Here is a 25,120-nt window from a genome sequence, read left to right on the forward strand (position 1 = left end):
AAATGAAAAAATGAGAATCTTGATTATTGAAGATGATCGGGAAGCGGCAGACTATCTGCTCAAAGCACTGAAGGAAGCAGGGCACTCACCTGATCACGCAGACAATGGCGAAGACGGACTTGAGCTGGCAATCTCCAACACGTGGGATGTGCTCGTCGTTGATCGCATGCTGCCCAAACGCGATGGCCTCTCCATCATCGAAACACTGCGCGCCTCTGGTGATGAAACGCCTGTATTGATCCTCTCAGCGCTCTCGCAAGTAGATGATCGTGTGACCGGTCTGCGCGCAGGTGGAGATGACTACCTCTCAAAACCCTACGCCTTTTCTGAACTGCTCGCCCGCGTTGAAGTGCTGAGCCGCCGTAAAGCTGGCCCACAAGTTGAAACCAAGTTGCAAGTTGCTGATCTTGTTCTGGATCGCCTCGCGCACTCTGTTAGCCGTGCTGGACAGGAGATTGTGCTGCAGCCCCGCGAGTTCCGCCTTCTTGAATACCTCATGAAGCATGCTGGACAGGTGGTGACCCGCACCATGTTGCTGGAAAACGTCTGGGACTATCATTTCGATCCGCAGACCAACGTGATCGACGTTCACATCTCAAGGCTTCGGTCAAAAATCGACAAAGGGTTCGATTTCCCGTTGCTTCATACTGTTCGTGGTGCTGGGTATTCCATCCGTGACAGCTCTAACTAGAATCCTCTCAACCACAGCCTTCAAGCTGGCCGCAATCTATCTGACGTCGTTTACGGCGCTCTCTGTGTTTCTGTTCATCTTCATCTCGCAGAACACCGATGACCTGATGAATAAACAGGTGGTGCAGACGGTTGATGCAGAAATTCAGGGCCTTGCCGAACAATATGCACAAAACGGTATCAACGGGCTCGTCGTTGGTGTGGAGCGCCGTGTCCGAAGCCCCAACTCAAACCTCTATCTCATTCTGGACTACTCTGGAAACGTCATTACGGGCAACATCGCCTATCTGCCTGAGAAAGTTCTCTCAGTGTCCGATGGCCGAATTCAGTTTGTCTCCTACACACCACTAGGGTTTGTTGAGACGGACCAGAACAAAGCCAAAGCGATCGTCCGCATCTTCGAATTGCCCGGCAACTTCAAGCTGCTGGTCGGACGTGATCTTGAAGATCAGGTCCATCTTAAAAGCTTGCTCGGTGACGCTTTGACCCTCTGGCTGGTCGGGATGGTTGTTCTGGCTGGTATCACGTGGTTCTTCCTCAATCGCCGTATCCTGAAACGCATCGATAACCTTTCCATGAGCTCACGCCTGATTATGGAAGGTGATCTTGCCGGTCGCCTCGATGTGACTGGTAACGGAGATGAGTTCGACCGTCTGGCCAGCAACCTCAATGTTATGCTGGATCGTATTGAAGAGCTGATGAAGGGCCTTAAGGAAGTCTCCGACAATATTGCCCATGATCTCAAAACACCGCTCACACGTATGCGTGGGCGCGTGGAAGCTGCGCTGCGGCAAGATTTGAGTGAAAATGAAGGCCGCGAATGTCTGGAAGAGACACTGGTTGAGACCGATGAGCTGATCAACACTTTCAACGCACTGCTGCGCATCGCACGTGTAGAAGCTGGTTCCACTGGAGCTGAGCTGCAATCAATCAAGCTGGGCAACATCGTCAAGGACGTGTGCGAACTTTATGAGCCCGTTGCCGAAGATGATGGTGTTGAGTTCTCTGTCTCACTGGAAGATGAGCCTGTCATCGAAGGTGATCGGGAGTTATTGGCGCAAGCTCTCGCAAACTTGATAGAAAATGCTCTCAAATACGGTCGCCCAACCGAAGAGAATGTCAAACCCACAATCAAAGTCGTACTGTCTGGAAATGATGAGCAGGCTATACTCAGCATAGAAGATAATGGTGCTGGTATTGCTGCTGCTGATCGTGAGCGGGTGTGTAATCGCTTCGTTCGGCTTGATAGCTCTCGCCATGCACCGGGTTCTGGGCTTGGATTGTCACTTATCAAGGCGGTGGTAACTCTCCATCATGGAGAATTGCAGCTAACATCGGCTGGGACAGCAGATGATTCTGAAAGTGATAAGCAATCTGGCCTGCGTGCCCGGATTGTTCTGCCCTTAAACAAAGGGCAAAGAGGTGAGGGAGAGGGCAACGAAGCATGGGACAAGGCTCGGAAGAAGAACGCCACCAGCTAAAAAGCAGCATTCTGAAGCGCGAACATCGTGAAGGAGCTCTTGCTCCTTTATTTGAGCGCTTGGAACGCCAGCCCATCTGTGCAGATGATGATCTGGGTGATCGGCACTTGAAAGATCTTATTGAGAAGCTGGAACGAAAAGATCTCATTTCTGAGTTTGAACAGCTCTGTCAGGGTGCCCACCATCTGCGCAGCTTTGTTAAAGGCTTCATGGTCAGTGCGCCGTTCCTGCGCGAGACCATGTTGCGCGATGTTCAACGCTTCCTGCGTATCTTGAATACACCGCCGGAAGAGACCATTGCGATCCTCTTACAGGACTGCCTGAATGCCCGCCCTGAAAGCGAAGCTGCACTTATGCAGTCGTTGCGTCTGGCAAAACAGGAAATGGCTCTCACGGTTGCGCTGGCGGATATTGCAGGTGCATGGCCGCTGGAAAATGTAACGGGTGCTCTCACCAAGTTTGCAGATGCATCATTGACCGCCTGCCTACGCTTCTGCCTTCGTGAGCTTGAAGTCAGAGGTAAGTTTATTCCGGTTGATCATGATGAACCGGAAAAAGAGGCAGGCTTCTTCATTCTGGCCATGGGCAAGCATGGCGCGGGTGAACTTAATTACTCCTCTGACATCGATCTGATCGTTCTTTATGATCCTGAGCGTAGCCGCCTGATTGGTGGTGCAGAAGCGCCTGTTGAATTCGTCCGTATCACCCGCCGTCTGGTGAAGCTCATGAACGAGCGTACCGGGGATGGATATGTTTTCAGAACTGACTTGCGCTTGCGACCAGATCCTGGAGCAACGCCACTGGCAATCTCTGTTCCTGCAGCGCTGGTCTATTATGAAAGCCTGGGCCAGAACTGGGAACGCGCCGCGCTCATCAAAGCACGCCCATGTGCAGGTGATATTGAAGCGGGTGAGATCTTCCTTGAAGAGATAAGGCCATTTGTCTGGCGCAAATATTTGGACTATGCCGCCATTTCAGATGTGCACTCCATCAAACGCCAGATCCATGCTCACAAAGGCTTCAGCAAAATCACGGTTGCCGGTCATAACGTGAAGCTGGGACGAGGCGGCATTCGTGAAGTTGAGTTTTTCGCGCAGACCCAACAGCTGATCGCAGGTGGCCGCAACCCGCAACTACGCGACCGGCGGACACTGATCACGCTGGAAAGACTGGCTGATTGTGGCTGGATCGACCAATCCGCGGCAGAAGATATGGAAGAAGCCTATCGCTACCTGCGCGAGGTTGAGCATCGCATTCAGATGATCAACGATGAGCAGACCCACATCCTGCCTAAGGATGAAGAGGCATTAGCACGTGTCTATCACCTTATGGGCATACAAGGCCGCTCTGAGTTTGCTGACACGATCCGCTCTAAGTTTGAGTTGGTGCAAAAGCACTACTCAGGCTTGTTTGAGCATGAGCCAGATCTGGCAACCAACCTTGGCAATCTGGTCTTCACAGGAGATGATGAAGACCCCAATACGCTCGAAACTCTCAGCCAGCTTGGATTCCAAAGACCTGTCGATGCAATCCGCACCATCCGTCAATGGCACTACGGCAGATATCCGGCAGTTCGTGCGCCAAAGTCTCGTGAACGGTTGACCGAGTTTACCCCAATTCTGCTGGATGCATTAGCGCGTACTGAGAATGCAGACAAAGCACTGCTGACATTTGACTCCTTCCTCTCCAAACTGCCAATGGGTGTGCAACTCTTCGGGTTGCTCAAGTCTAACCCGCACCTGTTCAACTTGCTGACGATGGTTATGGGCAACGCACCACGTATGGCCGAGATCGTCTCCAAACGCGTCCACGTTCTGGATGCGCTTCTCGACCCGGCATTCTTTGGTGGGGCGCCATCAGCAGAGCAGATTGAAACAGCGCTTGCTGTGACGCTCGATCAGGCTGGGTATTATGAAGAAGCGCTCGACCGGGCGCGTATCTTTGTACAGGAGCAACAATTCTTGCTCGGCCTGCGCTTGATCACAGGAACGATCACAGCAGCAGAGTTAGGCCAGGGACTTTCAACACTTGCAGACGCAGTGCTCTGTCAGCTATTGCCACGTGTGCAGCAAGAGTTGGAAGACGCCCACGGTAAAATTCCAGGAGCTGAACTTGCTCTTGTTGCCATGGGCAAACTGGGCGGACAGGAAATCACGTGTGCTTCAGATCTTGACCTGATCCTGCTCTACGATTTTCCCGAGGATGTCGTTCAAAGTGACGGCAAACGCCCGTTGGCCCCAAGTCAGTACTACTGTCGCCTCACACAGCGCCTTGTATCCGCGCTGACTGCGCCGACGGCAGAAGGCGTCCTTTATGAGGTCGACTTCCGTTTGCGGCCCTCAGGCAACTCTGGACCGCTTGCAACGCGTTTTGCATCCTTCAAAGACTATCAGTCCAACGATGCCTGGACGTGGGAGCATATGGCCCTTACACGCGCTCGTGTCATCACCAGCTCAAGTCCTGAGTTCGCTCAGCAGATCGACTGTGCGGTCTCCCAGCTGTTACAGGACAAGCGAGACATTGACAAACTGGCCCGTGATGTCTGCGATATGCGTGCGCGCATCCAGAAAGAAAAGCCAGCAAAGAGCCCATGGCAGATCAAGGGTATTCCGGGTGGCTTGATCGATATTGAGTTCATCGCCCAGTTCTTGCAGTTGGCTCACGGTGTCGAGCATCCTGAAGTCCTGCAGGCGCGCACCGAAGATGCATTGCTTAAGGCGCGTGATTTTGGAGTATTGCGTGAAGAGGATGCTGACACGCTTATTCCAGCCCTTCGAAACTATGAGGACCTGACACAGATCCTGAAGCTCGCTCAAACCGGACACTTTGATCCAAAAAAAGCTCCGGGCGGCTTGCTCGATCTTCTTGTAAATGCAGGAGGTGAGCCAGACTTTGAACGTCTGACCATCTACATGCAGGAACAACAGATCATGGTCCGCCGAACCTTTGAACACCTCATTGGCAAAGTGGAAGAAGCTGAAAAGACTAGCTAAGATAATGTACATCTGAAAAACAAAAAAGGGCCGCTGATGAAGCGGCCTTTTCTTTGAAGATTGTCTTCTTGCTCTTAAGCAGCGTTCAGGTTGCTGATGCCTGTCAGGCGGCCTTTGTCGCGTCCCTTAGCTTTCAAGGGCAGCTTGATCGTAACCTCGGTGCCTGTACCAACTTCAGAAGCAATTTCCATGTAACCGCCGTGCAGCTCGCTGAGAGACCGTGCAATTGCCAGACCAAGGCCAGACCCTTTGTGCGTCTTAGTGAACTGGTTCTCCACCTGCACAAACGGCTTGGCAAGACGGTCGATATCCTTCTTGGAGATTCCGATACCGTTGTCAGAGATCTTCAGTTCAGCAAAGGCACCGACCTTGCGGGCAGAGACCCGAACCTCACCATTGTCTGGTGTAAACTTGATGGAGTTTGCAAGCAGGTTAAGCAGGATCTGCTTAACAGCGCGGCGGTCAGCCTGCAGATGCATGTGAGGCAGATTTTCGCTAACAACCTTGATGTTCTTCTCAGCTGCTGTTGCAGAGATAATCCGGGCTGCATCCTGAACGATCTGCTGGATCTGAACATCCTCAACAGACAACTCAATCCGGCCCGCTTCAATCTTGGACATATCCAGAATGTCGTTGATCACATTCAGCAGATAGTTACCGGAGGAATGAATGTCCTTGCAGTATTCTTTGTACTTGTCGGAACCAAGGTCACCGAACATGCCTTGATCCATAATCTCAGAGAAGCCGATGATCGCGTTTAGTGGTGTTCTCAACTCGTGGGAGATGTTTGCAAGGAATTCGGACTTCGCTTGGTTTGCATCTTCCGCGCGGGTCTTCTCATCCGCATATTTCTCGGTCAGTTCCACCAGCTGTTGAGCCTGTAGTTCAAGTTTCTGGCGGGACTGGCGCAAGTCGGCAATGGTCGCCATATGACCGCGCTCAGACTCAAGCAATTTCTCTTCTTTACGCTTCAGCTCTGTAATGTCGGTGCCAACGGAAACGAAGCCACCATCTTTGGTCCGGCGCTCTGAGACCTGTAACCAGCGACCACCTTCCATCTCAACCTTGTAGGAACTGCCCATGTCGCTGTCGATGTGGTCGCCTTCCTCAGGCTCAGAAATAATCGGTTGGCTCGCGGAAGACATGACAGTTGCATAAGGCGTGCCCGACTGCACAACATGGTCTGGCAGCTGATGCAGCTTGCGGTAGTTGGAGTTACACATTACCAGATGGTTGTCAGCATCCCACAAGACAAAGGCCTCGGAGATGTTCTCAATCGCATCACGTAGGCGTAGATCAGCAGTACGGCTCTGCTCTGCCAAGCGCTTCTGCTCGGTCACATCCATACAGATGCCGATCAGGTGAGGTTCATTGGTGCCCGCATCGGTTTGAACTTCAGCACGTACCCGAAGCCAGACCCAGGAACCATCACTGTGACGCATGCGCCATTGACGATCCACGTTGCTCTTGCCGGTATCCAGCAGGCTCTTTGCAAGATCATAAAGATCAACGTCATCGGTATGGGTCAGGGATTGGATCTCAGCAAAGCCCATAATGTCATTACGTGGATCCATGCCCAGCATTTCATAGAGTGAGGCGGACCAGAACACGCGGCCACGGGAAAGATCCCAGTCAAACAGGCCACAGCGACCACGGTTGAGGGCAGCGTCTATGCGAGAGCGCGTCGCCGAGTAAATGCCATCTGCCTGTTGCGCTCGGGTTGCCTGCGCAAAATAGGCATAGATAATGACCAGCAGCACCATGGAGGTTGCAACAAAGATCGTGACATTAGCGGAAAGTTCAGCACGCCAGGAAGAGAAAATCGCGTCTTCTGGCTGCATGATAGCAACCATGCCGATTTTGTTTGGTAAATGATGAACTGTTGCCCGTGTTGCGTCTTTGGTGCCCTCATTGAGCGTCAGCACGCCTGCGCGCTTTCCAAAGAACGTCATTGGCTGAGTGTCACCAAGGAAACTGGTAATTTTCAACCCTTCCATATCAGGGCGGGTCGGAGCACTGGCAACAATGGTACCGTTCGGGTCAGTCAACAGAATTTGACGGCTTTGGCTGGTGGCCCGGGGGGGCAGGGCTTCAGAAAGTGCACGCTGCAAAGCAGAAGTCAGGCCGGCGGAGCCTTTTTCTTGCTCGGAAATTTCAATGCTGGCGGTCAGGGCAGTTGCAATAAGTGTGAGATCGTCCTGAGCCTTCTGGCTGACATTCTCATAATTGTAAGCAATCTCAAGTCCGCGGAAGATAGCGGTACACGCAATGAACACGATGCAAAGAGCAGGAATAATTCTGCGCATCATTGGTTCCGTTGTTAAGAGGCGTTGGTAGGCTGGTTGAGCGAGCAACTTGATATGTCCGGTCAGAGCGTCTTTTTTGCCTGTCCGTTTGGTCGAGTTCAAGAGTCGTCGAGCGGTCGCGCCCCCTGCAAAGGCTCGTGCCATGAATGCCCCCATGTGTCAGATTCCGCCGCAAATAACTCGGGTTGCAATTCACCCGAATCACATTCATTTGAATCTATCCGAATCAACTTGTCCAGAGTCTCGACACAAAAAAATGGTTAACGGCAGCGCTTTTTGCTGCCGTTAATTTTCATAGGACTCTCAGAGACTTCGCTGGGTGCAAAGTAGACTGTCTTAGTCTAGACACAGCTCAACTATTTCTTTGACATCAATAGAGAGTTGCTGATCAGCTGCAAGAATTCGCTTCAAAGCGGCTTCTGCCTTTACTCTGCGTTCCGCATTCATATTCTTCCAAGAGCCAAAGCTTTTGACCATTCTGGAAGCAACCTGAGGGTTAATCTTGTCCAATTGCAACGTGATTTCAGCAAGATAATCATATCCTGAACCATCAGCCGCATGGAAACCTCTTGTATTGCCACCGAGGAAGCCGCCAATGAGCGCGTAGATACGATTTGGATTATCCCAAGAAAATGCCGGATGTTCTGTAAGAGTACGTAGAGCGCCAATCGTGTCTTTGCTCGGCGCGCTGGCCGCGACACCTAGCCATTTATCCATGGCAAGAGCAGTGTCCTTGTGGCGTTCCTCAAAGGAAGCCATGGCTTCTTGCGCCCCTGCCAGCTTGAACTTGACCAGGCAGTTCAAGGCGCTGATCCGGTCCGTCATGTTATCGGCAGCATCAAAATGTGCCTTAGCCAGAGTAGCGCTGCCTTCACTATTACTTGCCGCTAAGTAGGACAAACAACGCAGCTTCAGCGCACGTTTGCCAGCTGAAAGAGCATCCGGGCTAAACGTTGCTGGCATCTCCAAAGCATCATAGATACGCTTGAAGGTGTCATAGAGTGCAACGCCGATCTCTTTGGAGAACGCATCACGGGCATCACCGATCGCATCAGTATCGACGTCTTTGCCGATTTCAAGTGCGATTGCCTGCTCGCTAGGCAGCATCAGGCCAAAACCACGGAACGCATGGTCAAGGTTCTCATCCTCTGCCATGTGACCGAGCGCCTCAATGAAGGCGTCCTTGCCTGTCGGCTCTGCACCATTGGTCAGCTCAATAAGCAGATCGGTCATCAACGTCTGAGCAGCCTGCCAGCGATTGAACGGGTCAATGTCATGGCGCATCAGGAAGATCTGATCTTCACGGGACAGACCTGTTTCCAATTTAACTGGAGCCGAGAATTCACGCAGAAGGGAAGGAACTGGCCTACTGCCAATACCATGGAAGACAACGGTTTGTTTGTTGTCGCTCAGACACAGCAAGTCGCCATCGACTTGAGCACCTTCGGCACTGGAATAGGCGAGATCATCTCCATTCGGGCCAACCAGGCCAAAGCGAATTGGAATGAAGAATGGCTTCTTTTGGTCTTGTCCAGGTGTTGGAGCATTAATCTGTTCCAGCTCCAGAATGAAAGTCTTTGCAGCTTCGTCGTAAGAACTTTTTGCTTTCACAACTGGTGTACCGGACTGGTGGTACCACAGGCTGAAATGAGACAAATCGATCTTGGTCGCATCTTCAAAGCACTTGATGAAGTCCTCAATGGTTGAGGCATCACCATCATGTCGCTCGAAGTAAAGATCCATCCCTTTTCTGAAGTTGTCTGCACCAAGAATAGTCTTGATCATACGAACCAGCTCAGCGCCTTTGTCATAGACAGTCGCCGTATAGAAGTTATTGATCTCTTTGTATTCTGTCGGGCGAACTGGATGTGAAAGGGGGCCTTGATCCTCAGGGAACTGACGGGATTTCAGGCGGATCACATCAGCAATGCGCTTCACAGGGCGGGAACGTTCATCAGAAGAAAACTCCTGATCGCGGAATACCGTAAGTCCCTCCTTCAGGCAAAGTTGGAACCATTCGCGGCAGGTGATGCGGTTGCCAGTCCAGTTGTGGAAGTATTCGTGGGCGACAACAGTCTCAATACCCTCATAGTCTGTGTCGGTCGCTGTGTCGCTATCCGCCAGAATGAACTTGTCATTGAAAATGTTGAGGCCCTTGTTCTCCATCGCACCCATGTTGAACGCAGAAACAGCAACAATGTTAAACACCTCAAGGTCGTACTCGCGGCCAAATACTTTCTCGTCCCACCGCATGGACCGGACCAGACTGTCCATGGACCAGTCTGCGCGGTCCTCATTGCCTTTCTCGACAAAGATGTTCAGATCGACTGGTGTGCCGGAAGCTGTCATATACTTTTCTGAAATGCAGGCAAGATCGCCAGCAACAAGCGCAAACAGATAAGCTGGCTTCGGGTGTGGATCATGCCATACGGCAAAGTGACGGTCAGTGCCTTCAATGTCACCTGCGTTCTGTGGATTGCCATTACCCAGCAAAATCGGATTGGTCGCTTTATCAGCCTCAATGCGTGTCGTGAATACTGAAAGCACATCCGGGCGATCATAGTAATAAGTGATCCGGCGGAAGCCCTCTGCCTCACACTGAGTGCAGTAGATGCCCTGAGAAAGGTAAAGCCCTTCCAGCTTGGTGTTCGTGGTTGGGTTCACCTTGGTGATAACTTCCAACTGGAAGCGCTCAGCAGGTGGTGCATGAACCGTCAGCTTGTCTGCAGAGGCTTCGAAAGCGTCTTCTGCTAATGGTGCACCATCAATAGCGGCTGAAATTAGCGTAAGCTCGTCACCATCCAGCTCAAGTGGAGCTCCGTCTTCTATGCCATCACGCTTGGAAATGGTGAGGGTGGAGATAACTTCGGCTGCTTCTGGTTGAAGTTTGAAGACAAGAGAAACACTCTCTATGACGTAGGGTGTCTCTGTGTAGTCTTGCAGTCTAATGAGCTGAGCTGTTTCAGATCGCATACCTGTTCTCCCAGTAAGTATTAAAGCAGCTTGATCACCCCTTGGCGCAGCGCTTCCAAATTTTTATGTAGATCGGCGGTACCGTTGAAAACGGTTCCGGTCAAATGCAGGGAATGAAAACCTCATCACTTTTGCACCCAAAAATCAAATTATCAAGCAAGGGAAGGACTGGAAGGAGATCATGACAGATCCTCGTAAGCACTATCCCGAAAAAACAGGTAGCACTGGGCTCCTGAAACAGATCTATACAAAAAGGCTGAGGTTGCTTCCGTGACAGCTCCCCTGGAAAACATAAAAGTATTGGAACTGGCGCGCATTCTGGCAGGCCCATGGATTGGACAAACCCTTTCTGATTTGGGTGCCGATGTCATCAAGGTGGAAAGCCCGCGCGGTGATGATACCCGGACCTGGGGACCTCCGTTTGTCGAAGAAGAGGACGGAAGCAAAAGCGCAGCCTACTTCCATGCCTGCAATCGCGGCAAGCGCTCCATAACTGCTGACTTCTCAAAGCAGGAAGACCTTGAGTTGATTTATGATCTAGTACGTCAAAGTGATGTGCTGATCGAAAACTTCAAAGTCGGTGGGCTAGCCAAGTTTGGCCTCGACTATGATAGCCTCAAGAAGATCAATCCGAAGCTGATCTATTGTTCCGTAACTGGTTTTGGTCAGGATGGCCCTTATGCCCACCGCGCCGGATACGATTTTATGATCCAGGGCATGGGCGGTATTATGGATCTGACTGGTTCGCAGGGCGGCGAGCCACAAAAGGTAGGCGTTGCTTTTGCTGATATCTTCACGGGCCTATACGGGATCATAGGTATTCAGGCAGCTCTGCGCCGCCGTGACCTGACCGGTGAAGGCGAATGGATCGATATGGCTTTGCTGGATGCTCAGGTCGGTGTTTTGGCCAATCAGGCGATGAATTATCTAAGCAGCGGCAATGTCCCTAGCCGTATGGGCAATACTCATCCAAACATCGTTCCATATCAGGTATTCGAAGTGAAAGATGGTCATCTCATTGTGGCGGTTGGCAACGACACTCAGTTTGCGAACTTCTGCAAGATTCTCGGACAGGAAGAACTGTCTGAGGACGGGCGCTATGCCACCAACCCGTCTCGTGTGAAGCATCGCGAAGAATTAACAGAAAAGCTTCAGGCTCTCGTGATGAACTTCAACCGGGATGAACTCCTGTCAAAAATGGAAGAACGCGGCGTTCCGGCAGGTCCGATCAATACAGTTGCTGATGTTTTGCAGGATCCGCAAATTGAACACCGGCAAATGAAGGTCAACTTGCCAACAACTTCTAAGCATCAAGGCGAGCAAACCTATGTCCGCACGCCAATTCGGTTTACTAATTCTAAGCTGAAACTGGAGAAGGGTGCACCAGCTCTCGATGAGCATAGAAATGAGATATTGAGAGAATTAGGCAAAGAAGCAGTAGAATAAAGACTGGCGACACGATGTGCAGGAAGGCAGTTTGACCCTCGGTCCGGGGAGTGGTTTAACGGGCTGGCATTCCTCACACAGGTGGGTCACGGTTTGAAGCTTTGGAATAGGATCAGGCGTAAAGCAATCGGCATACGGCGGTGCTATTACAAGTTGTCATTGACGTGGTTGGTGAGCCTAACCTTCGTGACTGTGGTGACCTTGTGCGGCGGTATTGTGCTGTACATGTCTGTTCATACCAATCTGAAGAATACCCGAAGCTTGATCGAAAAAGCGTCGATCATGTCCACCGAGGCAATCAACAATGCCTTGAGTGCCTATATGACCCCTGCATTTTCCTCGGTACATGCAATCAAAGTTTATGCGGAAGAACAGCCAACGGCGCAAAATGCGATCTTTCGCGCTCGCCAGACGTTTCGTGGCGTACTGTTCGGGGTGAAAAGTGTCGAAGGCTTAGTGTTGTCACTGCCCAATGGAACAGTCTGGGGCTTGCGTCACGCCGAAAACCGGCAAGATCTGATCCCATTCCAGCCTGAACAAGATCTGTTTGAATTCTCCAGAATGCAAAGCATCGATGCGCAAACTGCTGAAGACCCATTCTGGGGAGACTTCTACGCATCTGGTGAAGACCCATTTGCAACGGCGACAAGCGCTATCAAGTTTGATGGAGAGACGATCGGCTACGTTTCCGCAATCATCACGATGAAGGGAGTTGGCTCGGTCCTCGCCTCTTCAAAAGAAGATGGTATTGGAACCGAAGTAGACGAAGAGGATGTCACTCGCTTTATCCTGACTGACAAAAATCGGGTGCTCGCGTATTCCTCTCCAACCAATGAGCTGCAACAGCACAATCTGCTGGCGCATGTCACAGAGTTTGGAGATCCCGTTCTTGCAAAGTTTGAGGGCAGTAAAGCACAACCCTTTAGTCAGCGCGCGCGCAAACGAGGCGTTGAACTGCATTTGATTTACGATGGCGAGGACATGTATGTTCTTGTTTTACAAAAGCTTGTTTCACCAGATGGCGAGGTCTACTACGTCGGTGAATATCAGTTGGCAAACTCGCGTTATGATGAGTTTACTCGCCTGATTAACTCGGTCTTTGCTGGCGTGGCTGTTGTGTTCCTGTCCGCACTTGTGGCGATCTTCTTCGCGCGTCGTCTGTCATCGCCGCTGAAAGGCATTGCTGCACGCGCTCAAAAGTTCGGTGCTCTGGAGTTTGAGCACCTTGAACCACTACCACGCAGTCATATTCGAGAAGTAGATCAGATTACGTCTGCAATGAATGCCAGCACCAGCGGCTTACAAGCCATGAGCCGGTATATTCCAAAGTCACTCTATTCCAAGTTGATGGCAATGGGGATCGACCGCGCGGCCAAAGCAAAAGAAGCTGAACTGACGATCCTGTTTACGGACATTGAAGGTTTCACGTCGATCTCCGAACACAGAAGCGCTGGCGAAGTGGCTGGTCTGCTCAATGATCACTTCAAACTGCTTGTGTCTGCTGTGGAGGCTCATCAGGGGACTGTCGATAAATTCGTCGGTGACGGCATGCTCGCATTCTGGGGTGCACCAAACGAGATGGAAGATCATGCCCGCCGCGCAATCTTGGCTGCAGAAGATATGGTCAGCGCTATCCAGCAAGCCAATGCTGTTACACCCGAAAATGCTTTGAATGTACGGATTGCCATTCACACAGGCCCGGTAATTGTTGGCAATGTGGGGGCGGTCGAACGTTGGAACTACACCATTGTTGGCGATGCCGTGAATGTGTGCAGCCGCCTGCAAAGTCTGGGTGGCACCATCTCCTCCGTTAAAGGAGCATGTGTGGTGTTGAGCGGTGAAACTGTTGAGAGAGCAGGCCGACCCGATAACGTAACCCATCGCGGTAGCCATGACATTCGTGGCCGGAAGGGCAAAGTCGAGGTTTGGCAGCTCAACTCGACCATATGCGATGACTGATAATCCCGGCATTGTCTTCTAGTTTAATTTAAGTGTGCCACGTAACCCAACCTCATTGAAAGAAAGCCCTGTTCTAGTGTGAAAGCCGCGAAAGGTTTTCTCGCGTGCGCTAGCAACAGGCCAGTGAGGAAGGGACGCACGTGAACCTGCTTGACGTCAAAGGGTTGTCGGTAGAGTTTCATGGAGACGAAGGGCATCACCAAGTTGTCCGCGATGTGTCTTTTAGTGTCCCGGAAAACAAATGCGTCGCTTTGGTTGGTGAGTCAGGGTCTGGCAAGACCGTGATCTCCAGGGCGGTTATGGGGATCCTTCCTGCAAAATCTCGCATCACATCAGGTCAAATTTTATTTCGGGACAATCGCAAAAACGGTGAGAAAGTAGACATTGCAAAACTGCCTCCGGCTGGTCCTGCCATGCGCGCCATTCGCGGCGATCAGATTGCAATGATCTTTCAAGAGCCCATGGTCTCGCTCTCACCACTGCACACCATTGGAGATCAGATCAGCGAAGCAGCAAAACTGCACCGCTTTGTTGGCACGAAAGAAGCCCAGGAACTGACCAAGGATATGTTGCGTCTGGTTCATTTCCCCGAGCCCGAGCGCGCAATACGTGCCTATCCATTTGAGCTCTCTGGCGGCTTACGGCAACGCGCACTCATAGCCATGGCGATGATCTGCCGCCCCATGCTTCTTATCGCAGATGAGCCGACAACCGCGCTGGATGTTACCATTCAGGCCGAAATTCTGAAGTTGATTAAGGAAGTACAAGCTGAACTGAACATGACACTGCTCATGATTACGCATGATTTTGGTGTAGTCACAAACATGGCTGATGAGGTTGTCGTGGTCTACAACGGTGAGGTCATGGAAAAGGGTAGTGTTGAAGACCTGTTCCTGACCCCGCAGCACCCTTATCTGAAAGCGCTGCTCAACGCGGTTCCTTCGCTTTCTATGGAGCCGGATGAACGCCTTGTTCCAATCCGCCCAATCAAACCCCGCACGCATCATTCTGACTTTCAGCCAAGTCCGGTTGGCAAAGCTCACGCATTCCGTGGAACGCCGCTCATTGAGCTGGAAGGCGTTTGTAAGAACTTCACATTCAAGAACCTGCGCGGCAAAAAACGCAGAGGCATGACAACCGCACTCGACAATGTATCTTTGACGGTCCGTAGAGGTGAATGCCTTGGTATTGTTGGAGAGTCAGGTTCCGGAAAAACCACAGCCGCGCTTGCTATGCTGCGAGCTTTTCCTTTGACGCGTGGCAAAATCTCCTACACCACTGAGGACGGCGCACGCGATATTCAGGGTTTTTCTGAAAAAGAGCTCTTCCAATACCGTAAACGGGCTCAGATTATCTTTCAGGACCCGTTCTCTTCGTTAAACCCACGCCGAACACTCAACGAGATCCTGCAGGAGCCGCTCGTCATACACCGTATGGGTGACAGCCTCAGTCAAGGAGCGCGCATCCGGGAACTGATTGATCTTGTCGGCTTGTCGCCAAGATATCTGCGTCGTTACCCGCATTCCTTCTCCGGAGGCCAAAGACAACGTATCGGGATCGCAAGAGCTCTGGCGCTAAATCCGGAGTTCTTAATTTGCGATGAACCAACATCAGCGCTTGATGTCTCCGTTCAGGCACAGATCTTGAACCTTCTCAAAGACCTCAAAGATGAGTTGGGCCTGACCTATGTTTTCGTCAGCCACAACCTTGCTGTGGTTGACTACATTTCTGATCGCATAGCGGTCATGTGCAAGGGCAAGGTTGTCGAAGTCGGACCAACGCGGCAGATCATAGATAATCCGATCCATCCCTATACGCGTACACTTCTCAAAGCAGTGCCAGAACCCTCTTTGGACCACAAACTGGATTTTTCATCTCTGGCAGGAACCGCAAGCTCAGACCCAACACAATGGCCTTCGCCCTACCGGATGCGCTACACAACCGTGCCGTATTTGGTTGAGATTGAGACAGACCATTGGGTATGTGCTCCGGGAATGGAAAGTATGCGCGATATCGTCGGTTTAGGGGGGAGCCATATATGAGAAAACTTGGCCTCCTCACGACGGTTGTTATGCTCATCAGCCTCGCAGTGCCCACGGTCTCGGCAGCTCTGGTCCTGAAGGAAACTCCGGGAATTCCGCCGGGCCTGCCATCTATCGTAGATCGTGTTCCCAAAGAACCACTTGTGACCTACCCCGATGATATTGGCCGCGTAATCGGAGTGCAGGGTGGTGCGCTGCATACGCTCATTTCGCGGCCTAAAGACGTGCGTCTGATCAATGTGTGGGGCTATGCAAGGCTGGTTGGGTACAATGAAAACCTCGAGTTAAATCCAGACATTTTGGAGAGTGTAGATAATCACTATGACAAGATCTTCACTCTAAATCTGCGTGAAGGCCATAAATGGTCTGATGGCAGTTCCTTTAATGCAGAAGACTTTCGGTTCTGGTTTGAAGATGTCGCCCTAAACGAGGAGCTGAACCCCATCGGCCTACCAGGGTTCATGCTGGTGGATGGTGAAGGTCCTGAGTTCTCAGTTATTGATGAGACGACTGTTCGTTTTGAGTGGCATGAGCCAAATCCTCTGTTCCTGCAAGAACTTGCAAAAGCACGCCCACCGTTCATTTACCGGCCAGCTGCTTACATGAAGCAGTTCCATGAAGAATATGGAAATCCGGAATTTATCAGGCAGATCGCTCGTATTGAGAAAGTGCGCGGGTGGGCGCCTTTGTTCAACCGCATGGACGACATGTACGGCGCATCCAATCCGCATATCCCCACATTGCAGCCATGGGTGCCACGAAACACTTCGGGTGATCGCAGGGCAGTTATGGAGCGTAATCCGTTCTTCCATCGCGTAGACAGTGCAGGCCAGCAACTTCCCTATATCGACCGCATAATTATGGATGTGGTGGATGGTAAACTTATTCCGGCAAAGGCGCTGGCTGGTGAAAGTGATTTGCAGGCACGTGGACTTGGGTTCTCTGATATTTCCGTTCTTAAACGTGGTGAACAGACACAGGATTATGACACCCGTCTCTGGCTCAACTCCAAGGGATCTGAGATTTCAATCCTGCCCAACCTCAGCGTCAAAGATCCAACATGGCGCAAACTCATGCAGGACCGCAGATTTCGCCATGCGCTCTCGTTGGGCATCGATCGTGAACTCATAAACAAAGTACTTTATTTTGGTTTGGGGAGAGCTGGCAACGATACGGTTCTCAACATTTCTCCGCTGTATCAGCCAGATTTTCAAACGGCCTGGGCGGAGTTTAATCCAGATCTTGCCAATCAGTTACTGGATGATATTGGACTGACAGATCGGCGAGGAGACGGCGTCCGCTTGTTGGAAGACGGACGCCCGCTGCAACTCATTATTGAGACCACAGGTGAGAGTGCTGAACAGGATGATGCGCTGGAACTTGTTGCAGAAACGTGGAAGGAAATCGGTGTTTCCGCTTTTATCCGCCCAAGTCAGCGCGACACGATCCGGGCTCGCGCGCTTTCTGGCACTTTGATAATGTCTGTCTGGTCCGGTTTTGAAAACGGTGTACCAACAGCAGATATGCCGCCGATAGATTATGCTCCCACGCGCGAAGATTTTCTCTCATGGGCTCCATGGGGCAACTACTATGAAAGTGATGGACACGCAGGTGTTAAACCTGACTGGCCCCCTGCAATCCGCTTGATTGAGCTCTTTGATCAATGGCTCGTGAGCAGTAGTTTTGAAGAGCGGGACATGATTTGGGAGCAAATCCTGCAGATTCACGCAGATGAAACAATTCATATCGGTCTGGTCAATGCTGTCCGGCAGCCGGTGGTTGTTAAGGGGCTTTTGAATGTACCTGAAATGGGCATTTATGGATGGGATCCCGGTGCTCAGTTCGGCATCCACCGCATGGATCTCTTCTTTTTTGAAGACCTCTTACCGGATGAAGACGATCTCCCTCATTGATTTTCTCACTTGCCTTAAGCGCGGGCTAATAGGGCTTCTCAAACCTGATTAGATTTTCTCAGAGAAAGCCAAGAGAGCTCCTTTAGACTTCTCCCACGAGTGGTGTGAGAAAAGAAAGGGAAGCGGGTGCTCAATTACATCCTGCGGCGGCTGTTGGTGATGATACCAACGCTTGCTGCCATCAGTTTCCTGGTTTTCTTCATCATTGAATTGCCGGAAGGGGATTACATCTCCAACCAGATCTCCATGCTCCGCTCAACCGGAGAAAGTGCTTCTATTGGCAGATTGGAGTTTCTGCGCAAAGAGTTCGCTCTCGATAGACCGTTTGTGGAGCGTTACGGAATTTGGGTGGGGCTCTGGCCCGGACCCAATGGGTTTGATGGACTAATTCAGGGCAATTGGGGCTGGTCCTTTGAGTATGACCAGCCAGTCGGTGAAGTGGTTGGCCCAACATTACCGCTTACAGTTGCGCTCAACCTTGCTACGATCCTCTTCATTTACTGCGTTGCCTTTCCTATCGGCATTTACTCCGCGACACGTCAGTATTCGGTGGGGGATTACACCTTCACACTTATTGGGTATCTCGGTCTAGCGACCCCTAACTTCTTATTGGCATTGGTTTTAATGTATTTGGCCAACAGCTGGTTTGGACTGACTGTAGGGGGCATCATGGAGGAGCACTACATTGGCGAACCCTTGAGCGGCGGTAAAGCCCTGTCTATTGTGGCACATCTGATTGTTCCGGTGATTGTCATCGGAACATCCGGCACAGCCGCCATGATCCGCCGATTACGCGCGAACCTGCTGGATGAAATCTATAAGCAATACGTCACGACCGCTCGTTCAAAGGGAATGCGAGAAAGCAAACTCCTCGTCAAATATCCCCTTCGTGTCGCTCTCAACCCATTCATAGCAGATATAGGCAATCTAATTCCCTCGCTTGTGTCAGGCTCGGTTATTGTTTCTGTCGTCCTCAACCTTCCCACCGTCGGTCCTGTCCTTCTTGGAGCGCTTCAATCGCAGGATCAGTTCCTTGCAGGGTTTATTCTACTCTTCGTTTCCATCCTCACATTGATTGGCATGTTGGTCTCTGATGTCTTACTTGGTTATCTGGACCCACGAATTCGCCTTGGAAAAGAAGGGTCAAGACAATGAGCCCGGGTGAACGTGGAGAGGACAAAGCAGAGCACTACGTCAACCCAAAGGGTTTTGACCCCAAGGATGTTGAGATCCTGACCCGAGAGCAGGAGAGATATTATCAAGCGCCACAATGGAAAATCATCTGGTGGAAGTTCCGCAAGCACAAGCTGGCCGTGATCTCAGTGATCATCCTCTTCTTCTTCTATCTATGTGTCCCTTTTGCAGAAATTATTGCACCTTATCCGGTGGCAAAGCGAAACGTAGATTTCCTCTTTGCTCCGCCACAAGCCATCCACTTGTTCCATGAAGGCAAGCTGGTTGGACCCTTTGTGTATGGTCTGAACCCTTCAGTTGATCTGGAAAATTTGAAGTGGGTCTATGAAACAGACACCACAAAAGTTCAAAAACTCCGGTTCTTTTGCAAAGGAGATCCCTACAAGTTCTGGGGCCTGTTTCCCGCAAGCCTTCACGTTATTTGCCCCGCGAAAGACGGGACGCTGTTTATTGCAGGTACGGACAGATTGGGGCGAGATCAATACTCAGGTCTCGTTTATGGAGCACGGCTGTCTCTCACCATTGGTCTTGTCGGTGTAAGCATATCCATGGTGCTTGGTGTCTTGCTCGGCGGACTTGCTGGTTTCTTCGGTGGGTGGATCGATAGCTCAATTCAACGCGTTATCGAAATTATGCGCTCATTGCCCGAACTCCCACTCTGGATGGCTCTATCTGCCGCCTTGCCGATAACGTGGTCGCCGGTCTGGATTTACTTCGGCCTGACGGTCATTTTGGGTCTGTTGGACTGGCCGGGTTTGGCGCGTGCCGTCAGATCAAAATTGCTCTCACTGCGAGAAGAAGAATATGCCAAGGCCGCAGCTCTGATGGGGGCTAGCCCAAGCCGCATCATCGTCAAGCACTTGCTTCCCGGTTTCACAAGTCACCTTGTTGCATCAGCAACACTTTCTGTACCTGCGATGATACTTGGTGAAACAGCTCTGTCCTTCTTGAATCTCGGACTGAGGAGGCCCGCTGTATCCTGGGGTGTTCTTCTCAATGAAGCTCAGAATATCTCCGTCGTTACCATTTATCCGTGGTTGATGGCGCCGGTTATTCCGATCATCATTGTCGTGCTTGCCTTCAACTTCATGGGCGACGGGCTGCGCGATGCAGCTGATCCGTATAAGTAGCTGGAGCCTCAATATAATGGAAGATCTCTCAGGTGATTGGGATCGCCAGTACGAAGCAGGTCGCTGGCATTTTCTCAATGATATCAAAGAGGCTGCGCGCTACGGAATTCTCTCCGCATGGCTTGGGCAAACAGCAACAACACATGCGGTCCTTGATGTCGGCTGCGGTGAAGCAATTCTGTATCACTATCTCAAGTCATCAGGCTTGCAGCGGTATTGTGGCGTCGATCTCTCAGAAATTGCACTAAGCAATGCCAAGGTTGGGGAGGAGCATGTGCAACTGATGCAATCTGATCTTGAGAGCTTCAACGCTAAACCAGAGGAGACGTTCTCAGCAGTTGTCTTCAATGAAGTGCTCTACTTTTGCGAAGAGCCTGAATTACAGCTCAATCGGTATGCAAAATTTCTTGAAGATAACGGCGTTATTGCAATTTCCATGTACACGCCAGCTCGAGAAAAATCAGGCGCAAACAAGTCCATCAAGAAGATCTGGGATGAAACGGACAAAACAGATCATTGGCAAGTGCTCGATGACCTTGAGTTAAAGTCTTTTTCAAAGAATGTAGGGTGGAAACTACGGTTGGTCAGACCTGCCCGGCAGCCAAAGTAAAATCGTGTTTTGCTTGATCCAGAAGGTCTCGAGAACTAAGCCATTCAACTGCAGAGTGAGCAGACGTGAGCTTGAAAAATGCCTCCAGAAACTCAGAGCAGCCTTCACCATGATCCAGATGATGTGTCAGCAGTCCGATCGGCTCAGCGACATTGGTTCGACGTCGGCAAAGCTGCAGATCTAACCGTTTGCGAGCAGCCTCCCAACCGATAAAGCGTTTGTTTTTCTTCCATTTGATGATGTCGACGTGGCTTTGGAGGCGTGGCAGGCGGAAATGATTGATCCAGGTGAATGCGGATAATCCGTAATCGCTTTGCTGCTTGAGGAGTTGCACAGCACGTGGCGCAATTCGGTTCCATGGAGGCACAAACAACGGCACAAAGCGTTCACCGAACAAGTTTTGCAGGATCTCTCGACCTTCTGCCAGTTCTTTTGCCATCTCCTTAGACGTTCGCCGCCACCCAAACTCACTGGCTTTCTCGCCGTATATTTTCTTCTGATAATTCTTATGCTGCCAACCATGATGAACGGCATGAACATCCTGCGTGTTCGCAAGACGCTGGGCGAGCGCATCTGTTGCAAATTTTGGAATTACGGCAAGCGAAAGCGGAATGCGGAACCGGTCAGAAAACGCAAGCAATTCTTCAAGCGCAGGAGTTGGCGAAACAGCATCATCGTCCCGCCACCAGAACTTGACAGTAAGGCCGCGCTCTTCAAACCAATTGAGGTGCTGGGTGAGATGATGTTCAAACGCTCCTTGGCCGTCACCTGCGAAGTGTTCGGTTTCCGGAACAGGCTCAACGACAGGAGCAATACTAGAGATCACGAGAAACGTTCCTTTCCCAGATAATCCCGAGCGCATGGTCCATGGGTGTTTCCATGCCAAGATCTGCGGCAAGCACTTGAGCTGAAATCTCTGCTCCATTCAGCGCCACGTGTAAGTCTGGAGCGGGAAGCGAGAGTGCTTTTTGTGCTGCTTGTGCAAGCGTATTAGGGCTGAGTACTTTTTCGGGAACAGCCACCGCTCTGTGATGCTTCATGAGGCTGAGCGCGCGTTGAGTTTGCTCTGTCTCAGCTTCTTGCGCAAAAGGAACCAGAACGGATGGAATGCCTGCACGCAGTATATCGACAACCGTGTTGTAACCAGCTTGAGAAATAGAAAGTTTGGCGTTCTTCAAAAGCGCGGGAAAGTCTTTGCGAGCCCGCTCAATAATGAGCTCTGATGAAGAGTGCCTGGAAAACTGTTGGAACTCAGCGTCGGGAACGTCCTGTCCAACGAGCACGCGCCACCGATGGCTGATGTTGGGTGACATATGGTTGGGAGCAGACAGTGCGGCCCGCAACAAAGCAGAGCCGACAGCTCCCCCTCCACACGACACGATAATCTCACCTGCACCGTCAATTGAAGGTGCAGATGTTGTACGGTCATCACTGATATAGCCCGTGTAGCGGATATGCGAACTCACCCTGTTTGAGAACGGAAAACTCTCATCAAACGTAATGAGTTGTGGGTCTGAATGGACAAGGATCCGATCATAAAAGGCAGAGGCTTGTGATGCCATCCATTCTTCCTTCCATAACTCGTCCTTGCGCACCAGAATGTCACGCACGGAGCAAACGACCCAGGGCGGGGAGAGTTTGCTGCCAGCACATTCAAGAAGACGCGTCATCTCGGCTGCAAACATCCTGCGCCCAAAGGGGTAGGTTTCCGTGATCAATAAGTCAAAATGCTCAGAGGAAAAGGCAGAAAGGGTTGCCGTGATGCGTTTCTCCCACCACGCCTCATCAATCGGGACGTTATATTCATCCAGCAGAACATCAAATTTTGCATTGGCGGCACGCACAGCAGGCAACCGGACAACAGATAGCCCATCACAATTCAACGTGTCAGGAATACGGTTCCCAGTTGCAAGGGTCACTGCAATGCCTTGACGAACCAGCGCCTTGGCAAGCGCCACGGCCCGGACGATATGGCCCGAGCCAAGCAAGTGCTGAACATGGATGAAGGCTTTCATCATCGGCCTCCGTGAACTCTCCGTTTAAATTTGTGATGTTCAAGAGCTGCGTTGAGCACCTTATCCAGCCCTCTCGCCCCAGCTTCAAGACTATGGTTTTTGTGAATGTTTTCTATAGCTGCGAGCCCCATATTCTCCCGCTTGTGTGTGTTTTTTATGAGAGACATCAGGTTCTGAGCCAAAGCAGAGGCGTCGCCTTCATCTGAAAGCAAACCACTGGTACCTTCCTCCACGATGTCAGGTACACCAAACACCCGCCCACCAACCACGGGCAAGCCACAGGATTGAGCCTCCAGAAACACAAAGCCAAAGGCTTCACGAATGGCAGGCCAGACAAAAATGTCGTGAGACCGGTACAGACGTGGCATCTCTTGCCAAGGGATGAGCCCGACAAATTCTGTGCGTGCCGGATCAAACAGCGGTTCAATCTCACCTCGGGCCGGTCCATCTCCGGCAATGGTCAGGCGCCATGGCAAATCGGCAATCTGTTTCAGGGCGGCAGCAAGCACCATGTATGAAAACTGCTTGTCGCCTTCACGCATCATACCCGCACACAGCAGCCGTATCTTTCCATCAGCCGAGCCTTTGGTGACACTGTGACTGACCTCAAACTTTGCAGTTTCCAAAAACGGTGGCAGAACCGTCAGAACATCTTCATTCAGGACCTCTTTCAGGCATTGTGCATCAGATTTAGTCAGAGCGACCACCTGACTGGCCTGAGCAAGAGCTGCATCAGCTGCATTAAACCCGAGAGCCCAGTTACCCGCTTGCCGTTTTGGGGCACGACTGGCTTCCACGACCACATAAGGAATGTTGAATTTTGCGCACAGGTAGGGGCCGATCCAGTCAGGTGCTTTGTGGTAGAGGTGGTACGTGAGAAATACATCAGGCACTTCACTGTGTTCAATCCAGCGCTCTGCGATAGCTTTTGCCTCTGTAAGCGCCAGCTCTTTCACGTCGCGTGTCACGTCCTCACCACCCTCAGCGCGCCAGCTGCGAAAAGTGGAGGCAATTTCAACCTCATGCCCCGCCAAATGCAATGCTCGCACGATCAATCGCCCCATGGTTCGGTCTCCCGAAGGCACAGGGTGGTCAATAGGCTTCATGGGCGCTGTAAAGGCGACTTTCATCAGCAGAGCTCCAAACTTCTCGAGAACTTCTCCTCCAGAAAATCCAAACCGGGCGAGGCACTGAACCGGCGATGAACGCTTTCAAACGCATTGGTTCCAAGGCGCTCTCGCTCAGAAGGGCGGGTGATCAGAAGCTGCAGTGCCTCTGATAAGGCTGAGATGTCTTCAGCAGGACAAAGCAGGCCAGTCTTATTACTTTCAATGATCTCAGGAAGAGCAGATACCTCTGTTGAAACACATGGCAACGCCATAGCTTGTGCTTCCATCACCACGTTCGGCAGACCGTCCCGGTCACCTGACTTTGAGACACGGCAGGCAAGAGCGAAAATATCGGCGTTTTCCATCTCTTCCAACACAAGCTTCCTCGGTTGGGCTCCCAGCCATGATATACGGTCACTCAGACCAAGTTGCACACCAAGGTCCTTGAGTGAACATGACAGCTCACCTCCACCGATGTGGGTGAAGTGCCAGTTCAGGTCTTTTGGGAGTTTGCTGAAAGCGCGCAGCAAGTTGTCATAACCCTTCTTGTCTACCAGTCGCCCGACGGAGATAATCCGAACGCCGTCTGCTCCTGTTCCATCCCGTAACGTGGCAGAACGGGGAGCCTCAGGAAATCCGCAAAAATCGAGACCATGATAAACAAGACTGATTTTGTGAGGTTCCTTACAAAGGGAACGCAGGTAAGCAAGGTTCGCTTTAGTACAGGTTACTCCCCAGGCAGCATCAGCAAGTTTTGTCTCAAGCTCCCATCGTTCCGTGGTCCATATGTCTTTGGCATGAGCTGAGAATGACCAGCGACGCCCCGAGAGCAGAGCCGCGTAACGTGCAACACTACAAGGGCTGTGAAGGTAATGCGTGTGTATCCAGATAACATCCTCTGGCAGTTCATGAGCCATCACACAAGCTTGCCCCCATCGGCGGAAGCGCTCTGCATTTTTCTTGTGCTCTAGGTCTTTTTCAAAACATGCTCTGGCTGCTGCATATGCCGGTTGTTTCTTTGCCCATGCCATAGCTTTTTGGACACGAGACGGATCATCCTTGAGATACTCAGTGAGGTAAAGCACGTCGGAAGTGATCTTCTCGTGGACGTCATGCACATAAGGATCATAGGGGCGACGTAGCGCGACAATAAGCTGGCCTACACCGCGTTCCTGCAGGCCGTAGATTTCCTGGGCAATAAAGGTCTCGGAAAGACGAGGATACCCTTTCACAACCACAGCAATGCGACCAACTTCCAT

General features: G+C 51.3%; 16 protein-coding genes. 10 read left to right on the forward strand and 6 right to left on the reverse strand.

The features are described from left to right. Positions 1-10 precede the first annotated feature (10 nt). The 3 genes from PsW74_RS20650 to PsW74_RS20660 are packed head-to-tail and all read left to right on the forward strand — an operon-like array spanning position 11 to position 5,164. Positions 11-691, forward strand: coding sequence for a response regulator transcription factor (locus PsW74_RS20650; RefSeq protein WP_057465903.1), 681 nt, complete (start codon positions 11-13; stop codon positions 689-691). After that, positions 675-2,171, forward strand: coding sequence for a HAMP domain-containing sensor histidine kinase (locus PsW74_RS20655; RefSeq protein WP_063288186.1), 1,497 nt, complete (start codon positions 675-677; stop codon positions 2,169-2,171). The genes PsW74_RS20650 and PsW74_RS20655 overlap by 17 nt, the downstream gene beginning before the upstream one ends. Beyond that, positions 2,135-5,164 carry a bifunctional [glutamine synthetase] adenylyltransferase/[glutamine synthetase]-adenylyl-L-tyrosine phosphorylase gene (locus PsW74_RS20660; RefSeq protein ID WP_063288187.1) on the forward strand — a complete coding sequence of 1,010 codons (3,030 nt, stop codon included), beginning with the start codon at positions 2,135-2,137 and terminating at the stop codon, positions 5,162-5,164. The genes PsW74_RS20655 and PsW74_RS20660 overlap by 37 nt, the downstream gene beginning before the upstream one ends. Before the next feature lie 74 nt (positions 5,165-5,238). Here PsW74_RS20660 and PsW74_RS20665 read toward each other — a convergent pair whose 3' ends face one another. After that, complete coding sequence (locus PsW74_RS20665) at positions 5,239-7,614, reverse strand: PAS domain-containing sensor histidine kinase (RefSeq protein WP_057465906.1); 2,376 nt, start codon at positions 7,612-7,614, stop codon at positions 5,239-5,241. A gap of 192 nt (positions 7,615-7,806) precedes the next feature. Then, entirely contained in the window at positions 7,807-10,443 is a 2,637-nt protein-coding gene (pepN, locus tag PsW74_RS20670; protein ID WP_063288188.1) for an aminopeptidase N, read from the reverse strand. A 270-nt stretch (positions 10,444-10,713) separates the two neighbouring features. Between pepN and PsW74_RS20675 the strand changes: the two genes are divergently transcribed. From PsW74_RS20675 to PsW74_RS20705, 7 genes are all read left to right on the forward strand, one after another. Then, the gene (locus PsW74_RS20675; RefSeq protein WP_063288189.1) at positions 10,714-11,889 is read left to right on the forward strand and encodes a CaiB/BaiF CoA-transferase family protein; all 1,176 of its coding nucleotides are present in this window, start codon (positions 10,714-10,716) and stop codon (positions 11,887-11,889) included. Positions 11,890-12,060: 171 nt separating this feature from the next. Beyond that, positions 12,061-13,848: an adenylate/guanylate cyclase domain-containing protein gene (locus PsW74_RS20680; protein WP_208988085.1), complete on the forward strand. Its 1,788-nt coding sequence runs from the start codon at positions 12,061-12,063 to the stop codon at positions 13,846-13,848. Positions 13,849-13,988: 140 nt separating this feature from the next. After that, positions 13,989-15,890 (forward strand): ABC transporter ATP-binding protein, encoded by a 1,902-nt coding sequence (locus tag PsW74_RS20685; protein ID WP_063288191.1) that lies wholly within the window; start codon positions 13,989-13,991, stop codon positions 15,888-15,890. After that, complete coding sequence (locus PsW74_RS20690; RefSeq protein ID WP_063288192.1) at positions 15,887-17,803, forward strand: ABC transporter substrate-binding protein; 1,917 nt, start codon at positions 15,887-15,889, stop codon at positions 17,801-17,803. The genes PsW74_RS20685 and PsW74_RS20690 overlap by 4 nt, the downstream gene beginning before the upstream one ends. A 126-nt stretch (positions 17,804-17,929) precedes the next feature. After that, the gene (locus PsW74_RS20695) at positions 17,930-18,958 is read left to right on the forward strand and encodes an ABC transporter permease (protein ID WP_063288193.1); all 1,029 of its coding nucleotides are present in this window, start codon (positions 17,930-17,932) and stop codon (positions 18,956-18,958) included. After that, a complete protein-coding gene (locus PsW74_RS20700) occupies positions 18,955-20,127 on the forward strand; it encodes an ABC transporter permease (protein WP_063288194.1) in 1,173 nt (390 codons plus the stop codon). The genes PsW74_RS20695 and PsW74_RS20700 overlap by 4 nt, the downstream gene beginning before the upstream one ends. Before the next feature lie 16 nt (positions 20,128-20,143). Next, on the forward strand, positions 20,144-20,737 hold the full coding sequence (locus tag PsW74_RS20705) for a class I SAM-dependent methyltransferase (protein ID WP_063288195.1): 594 nt from the start codon (positions 20,144-20,146) through the stop codon (positions 20,735-20,737). Here the strand turns inward: PsW74_RS20705 and PsW74_RS20710 are convergent. Genes PsW74_RS20710 through PsW74_RS20725 form a run of 4 tightly spaced genes read right to left on the reverse strand, consistent with a single transcriptional unit; the run spans position 20,712 to position 25,120 of the window. Continuing rightward, positions 20,712-21,563 carry a polysaccharide deacetylase family protein gene (locus PsW74_RS20710; RefSeq protein ID WP_208988086.1) on the reverse strand — a complete coding sequence of 284 codons (852 nt, stop codon included), beginning with the start codon at positions 21,561-21,563 and terminating at the stop codon, positions 20,712-20,714. The two genes, PsW74_RS20705 and PsW74_RS20710, sit on opposite strands and share 26 nt — an antisense overlap. Then, on the reverse strand, positions 21,553-22,752 hold the full coding sequence (locus tag PsW74_RS20715; protein WP_063288295.1) for a glycosyltransferase: 1,200 nt from the start codon (positions 22,750-22,752) through the stop codon (positions 21,553-21,555). Before PsW74_RS20715 ends, PsW74_RS20710 begins: the two co-directional genes overlap by 11 nt. Further along, positions 22,752-23,882 carry a glycosyltransferase family 4 protein gene (locus PsW74_RS20720; RefSeq protein ID WP_057465914.1) on the reverse strand — a complete coding sequence of 377 codons (1,131 nt, stop codon included), beginning with the start codon at positions 23,880-23,882 and terminating at the stop codon, positions 22,752-22,754. The genes PsW74_RS20715 and PsW74_RS20720 overlap by 1 nt, the downstream gene beginning before the upstream one ends. Then, positions 23,882-25,120, reverse strand: a complete 1,239-nt coding sequence (locus tag PsW74_RS20725; RefSeq protein WP_063288196.1) for a glycosyltransferase family 4 protein — start codon at positions 25,118-25,120, stop codon at positions 23,882-23,884. The genes PsW74_RS20720 and PsW74_RS20725 overlap by 1 nt, the downstream gene beginning before the upstream one ends.

The organism is Pseudovibrio sp. W74 (assembly GCF_001623085.1).
Taxonomy (GTDB): domain Bacteria; phylum Pseudomonadota; class Alphaproteobacteria; order Rhizobiales; family Stappiaceae; genus Pseudovibrio.

What these genes read in the sequence shown, in the direction of transcription:
- pepN (WP_063288188.1), bottom strand. Translation starts at nt 10,443, where the DNA reads ATGCGATCTGAAACAGCTCAGCTCATTAGACTGCAAGACTACACAGAG.
- PsW74_RS20720 (WP_057465914.1), bottom strand. Translation starts at nt 23,882, where the DNA reads ATGAAAGTCGCCTTTACAGCGCCCATGAAGCCTATTGACCACCCTGTG.
- PsW74_RS20660 (WP_063288187.1), top strand. Translation starts at nt 2,135, where the DNA reads ATGGGACAAGGCTCGGAAGAAGAACGCCACCAGCTAAAAAGCAGCATT.
- PsW74_RS20705 (WP_063288195.1), top strand. Translation starts at nt 20,144, where the DNA reads ATGGAAGATCTCTCAGGTGATTGGGATCGCCAGTACGAAGCAGGTCGC.
- PsW74_RS20650 (WP_057465903.1), top strand. Translation starts at nt 11, where the DNA reads ATGAGAATCTTGATTATTGAAGATGATCGGGAAGCGGCAGACTATCTG.
- PsW74_RS20690 (WP_063288192.1), top strand. Translation starts at nt 15,887, where the DNA reads ATGAGAAAACTTGGCCTCCTCACGACGGTTGTTATGCTCATCAGCCTC.
- PsW74_RS20715 (WP_063288295.1), bottom strand. Translation starts at nt 22,752, where the DNA reads ATGAAAGCCTTCATCCATGTTCAGCACTTGCTTGGCTCGGGCCATATC.
- PsW74_RS20665 (WP_057465906.1), bottom strand. Translation starts at nt 7,614, where the DNA reads ATGGCACGAGCCTTTGCAGGGGGCGCGACCGCTCGACGACTCTTGAAC.
- PsW74_RS20725 (WP_063288196.1), bottom strand. Translation starts at nt 25,120, where the DNA reads ATGGAAGTTGGTCGCATTGCTGTGGTTGTGAAAGGGTATCCTCGTCTT.
- PsW74_RS20700 (WP_063288194.1), top strand. Translation starts at nt 18,955, where the DNA reads ATGAGCCCGGGTGAACGTGGAGAGGACAAAGCAGAGCACTACGTCAAC.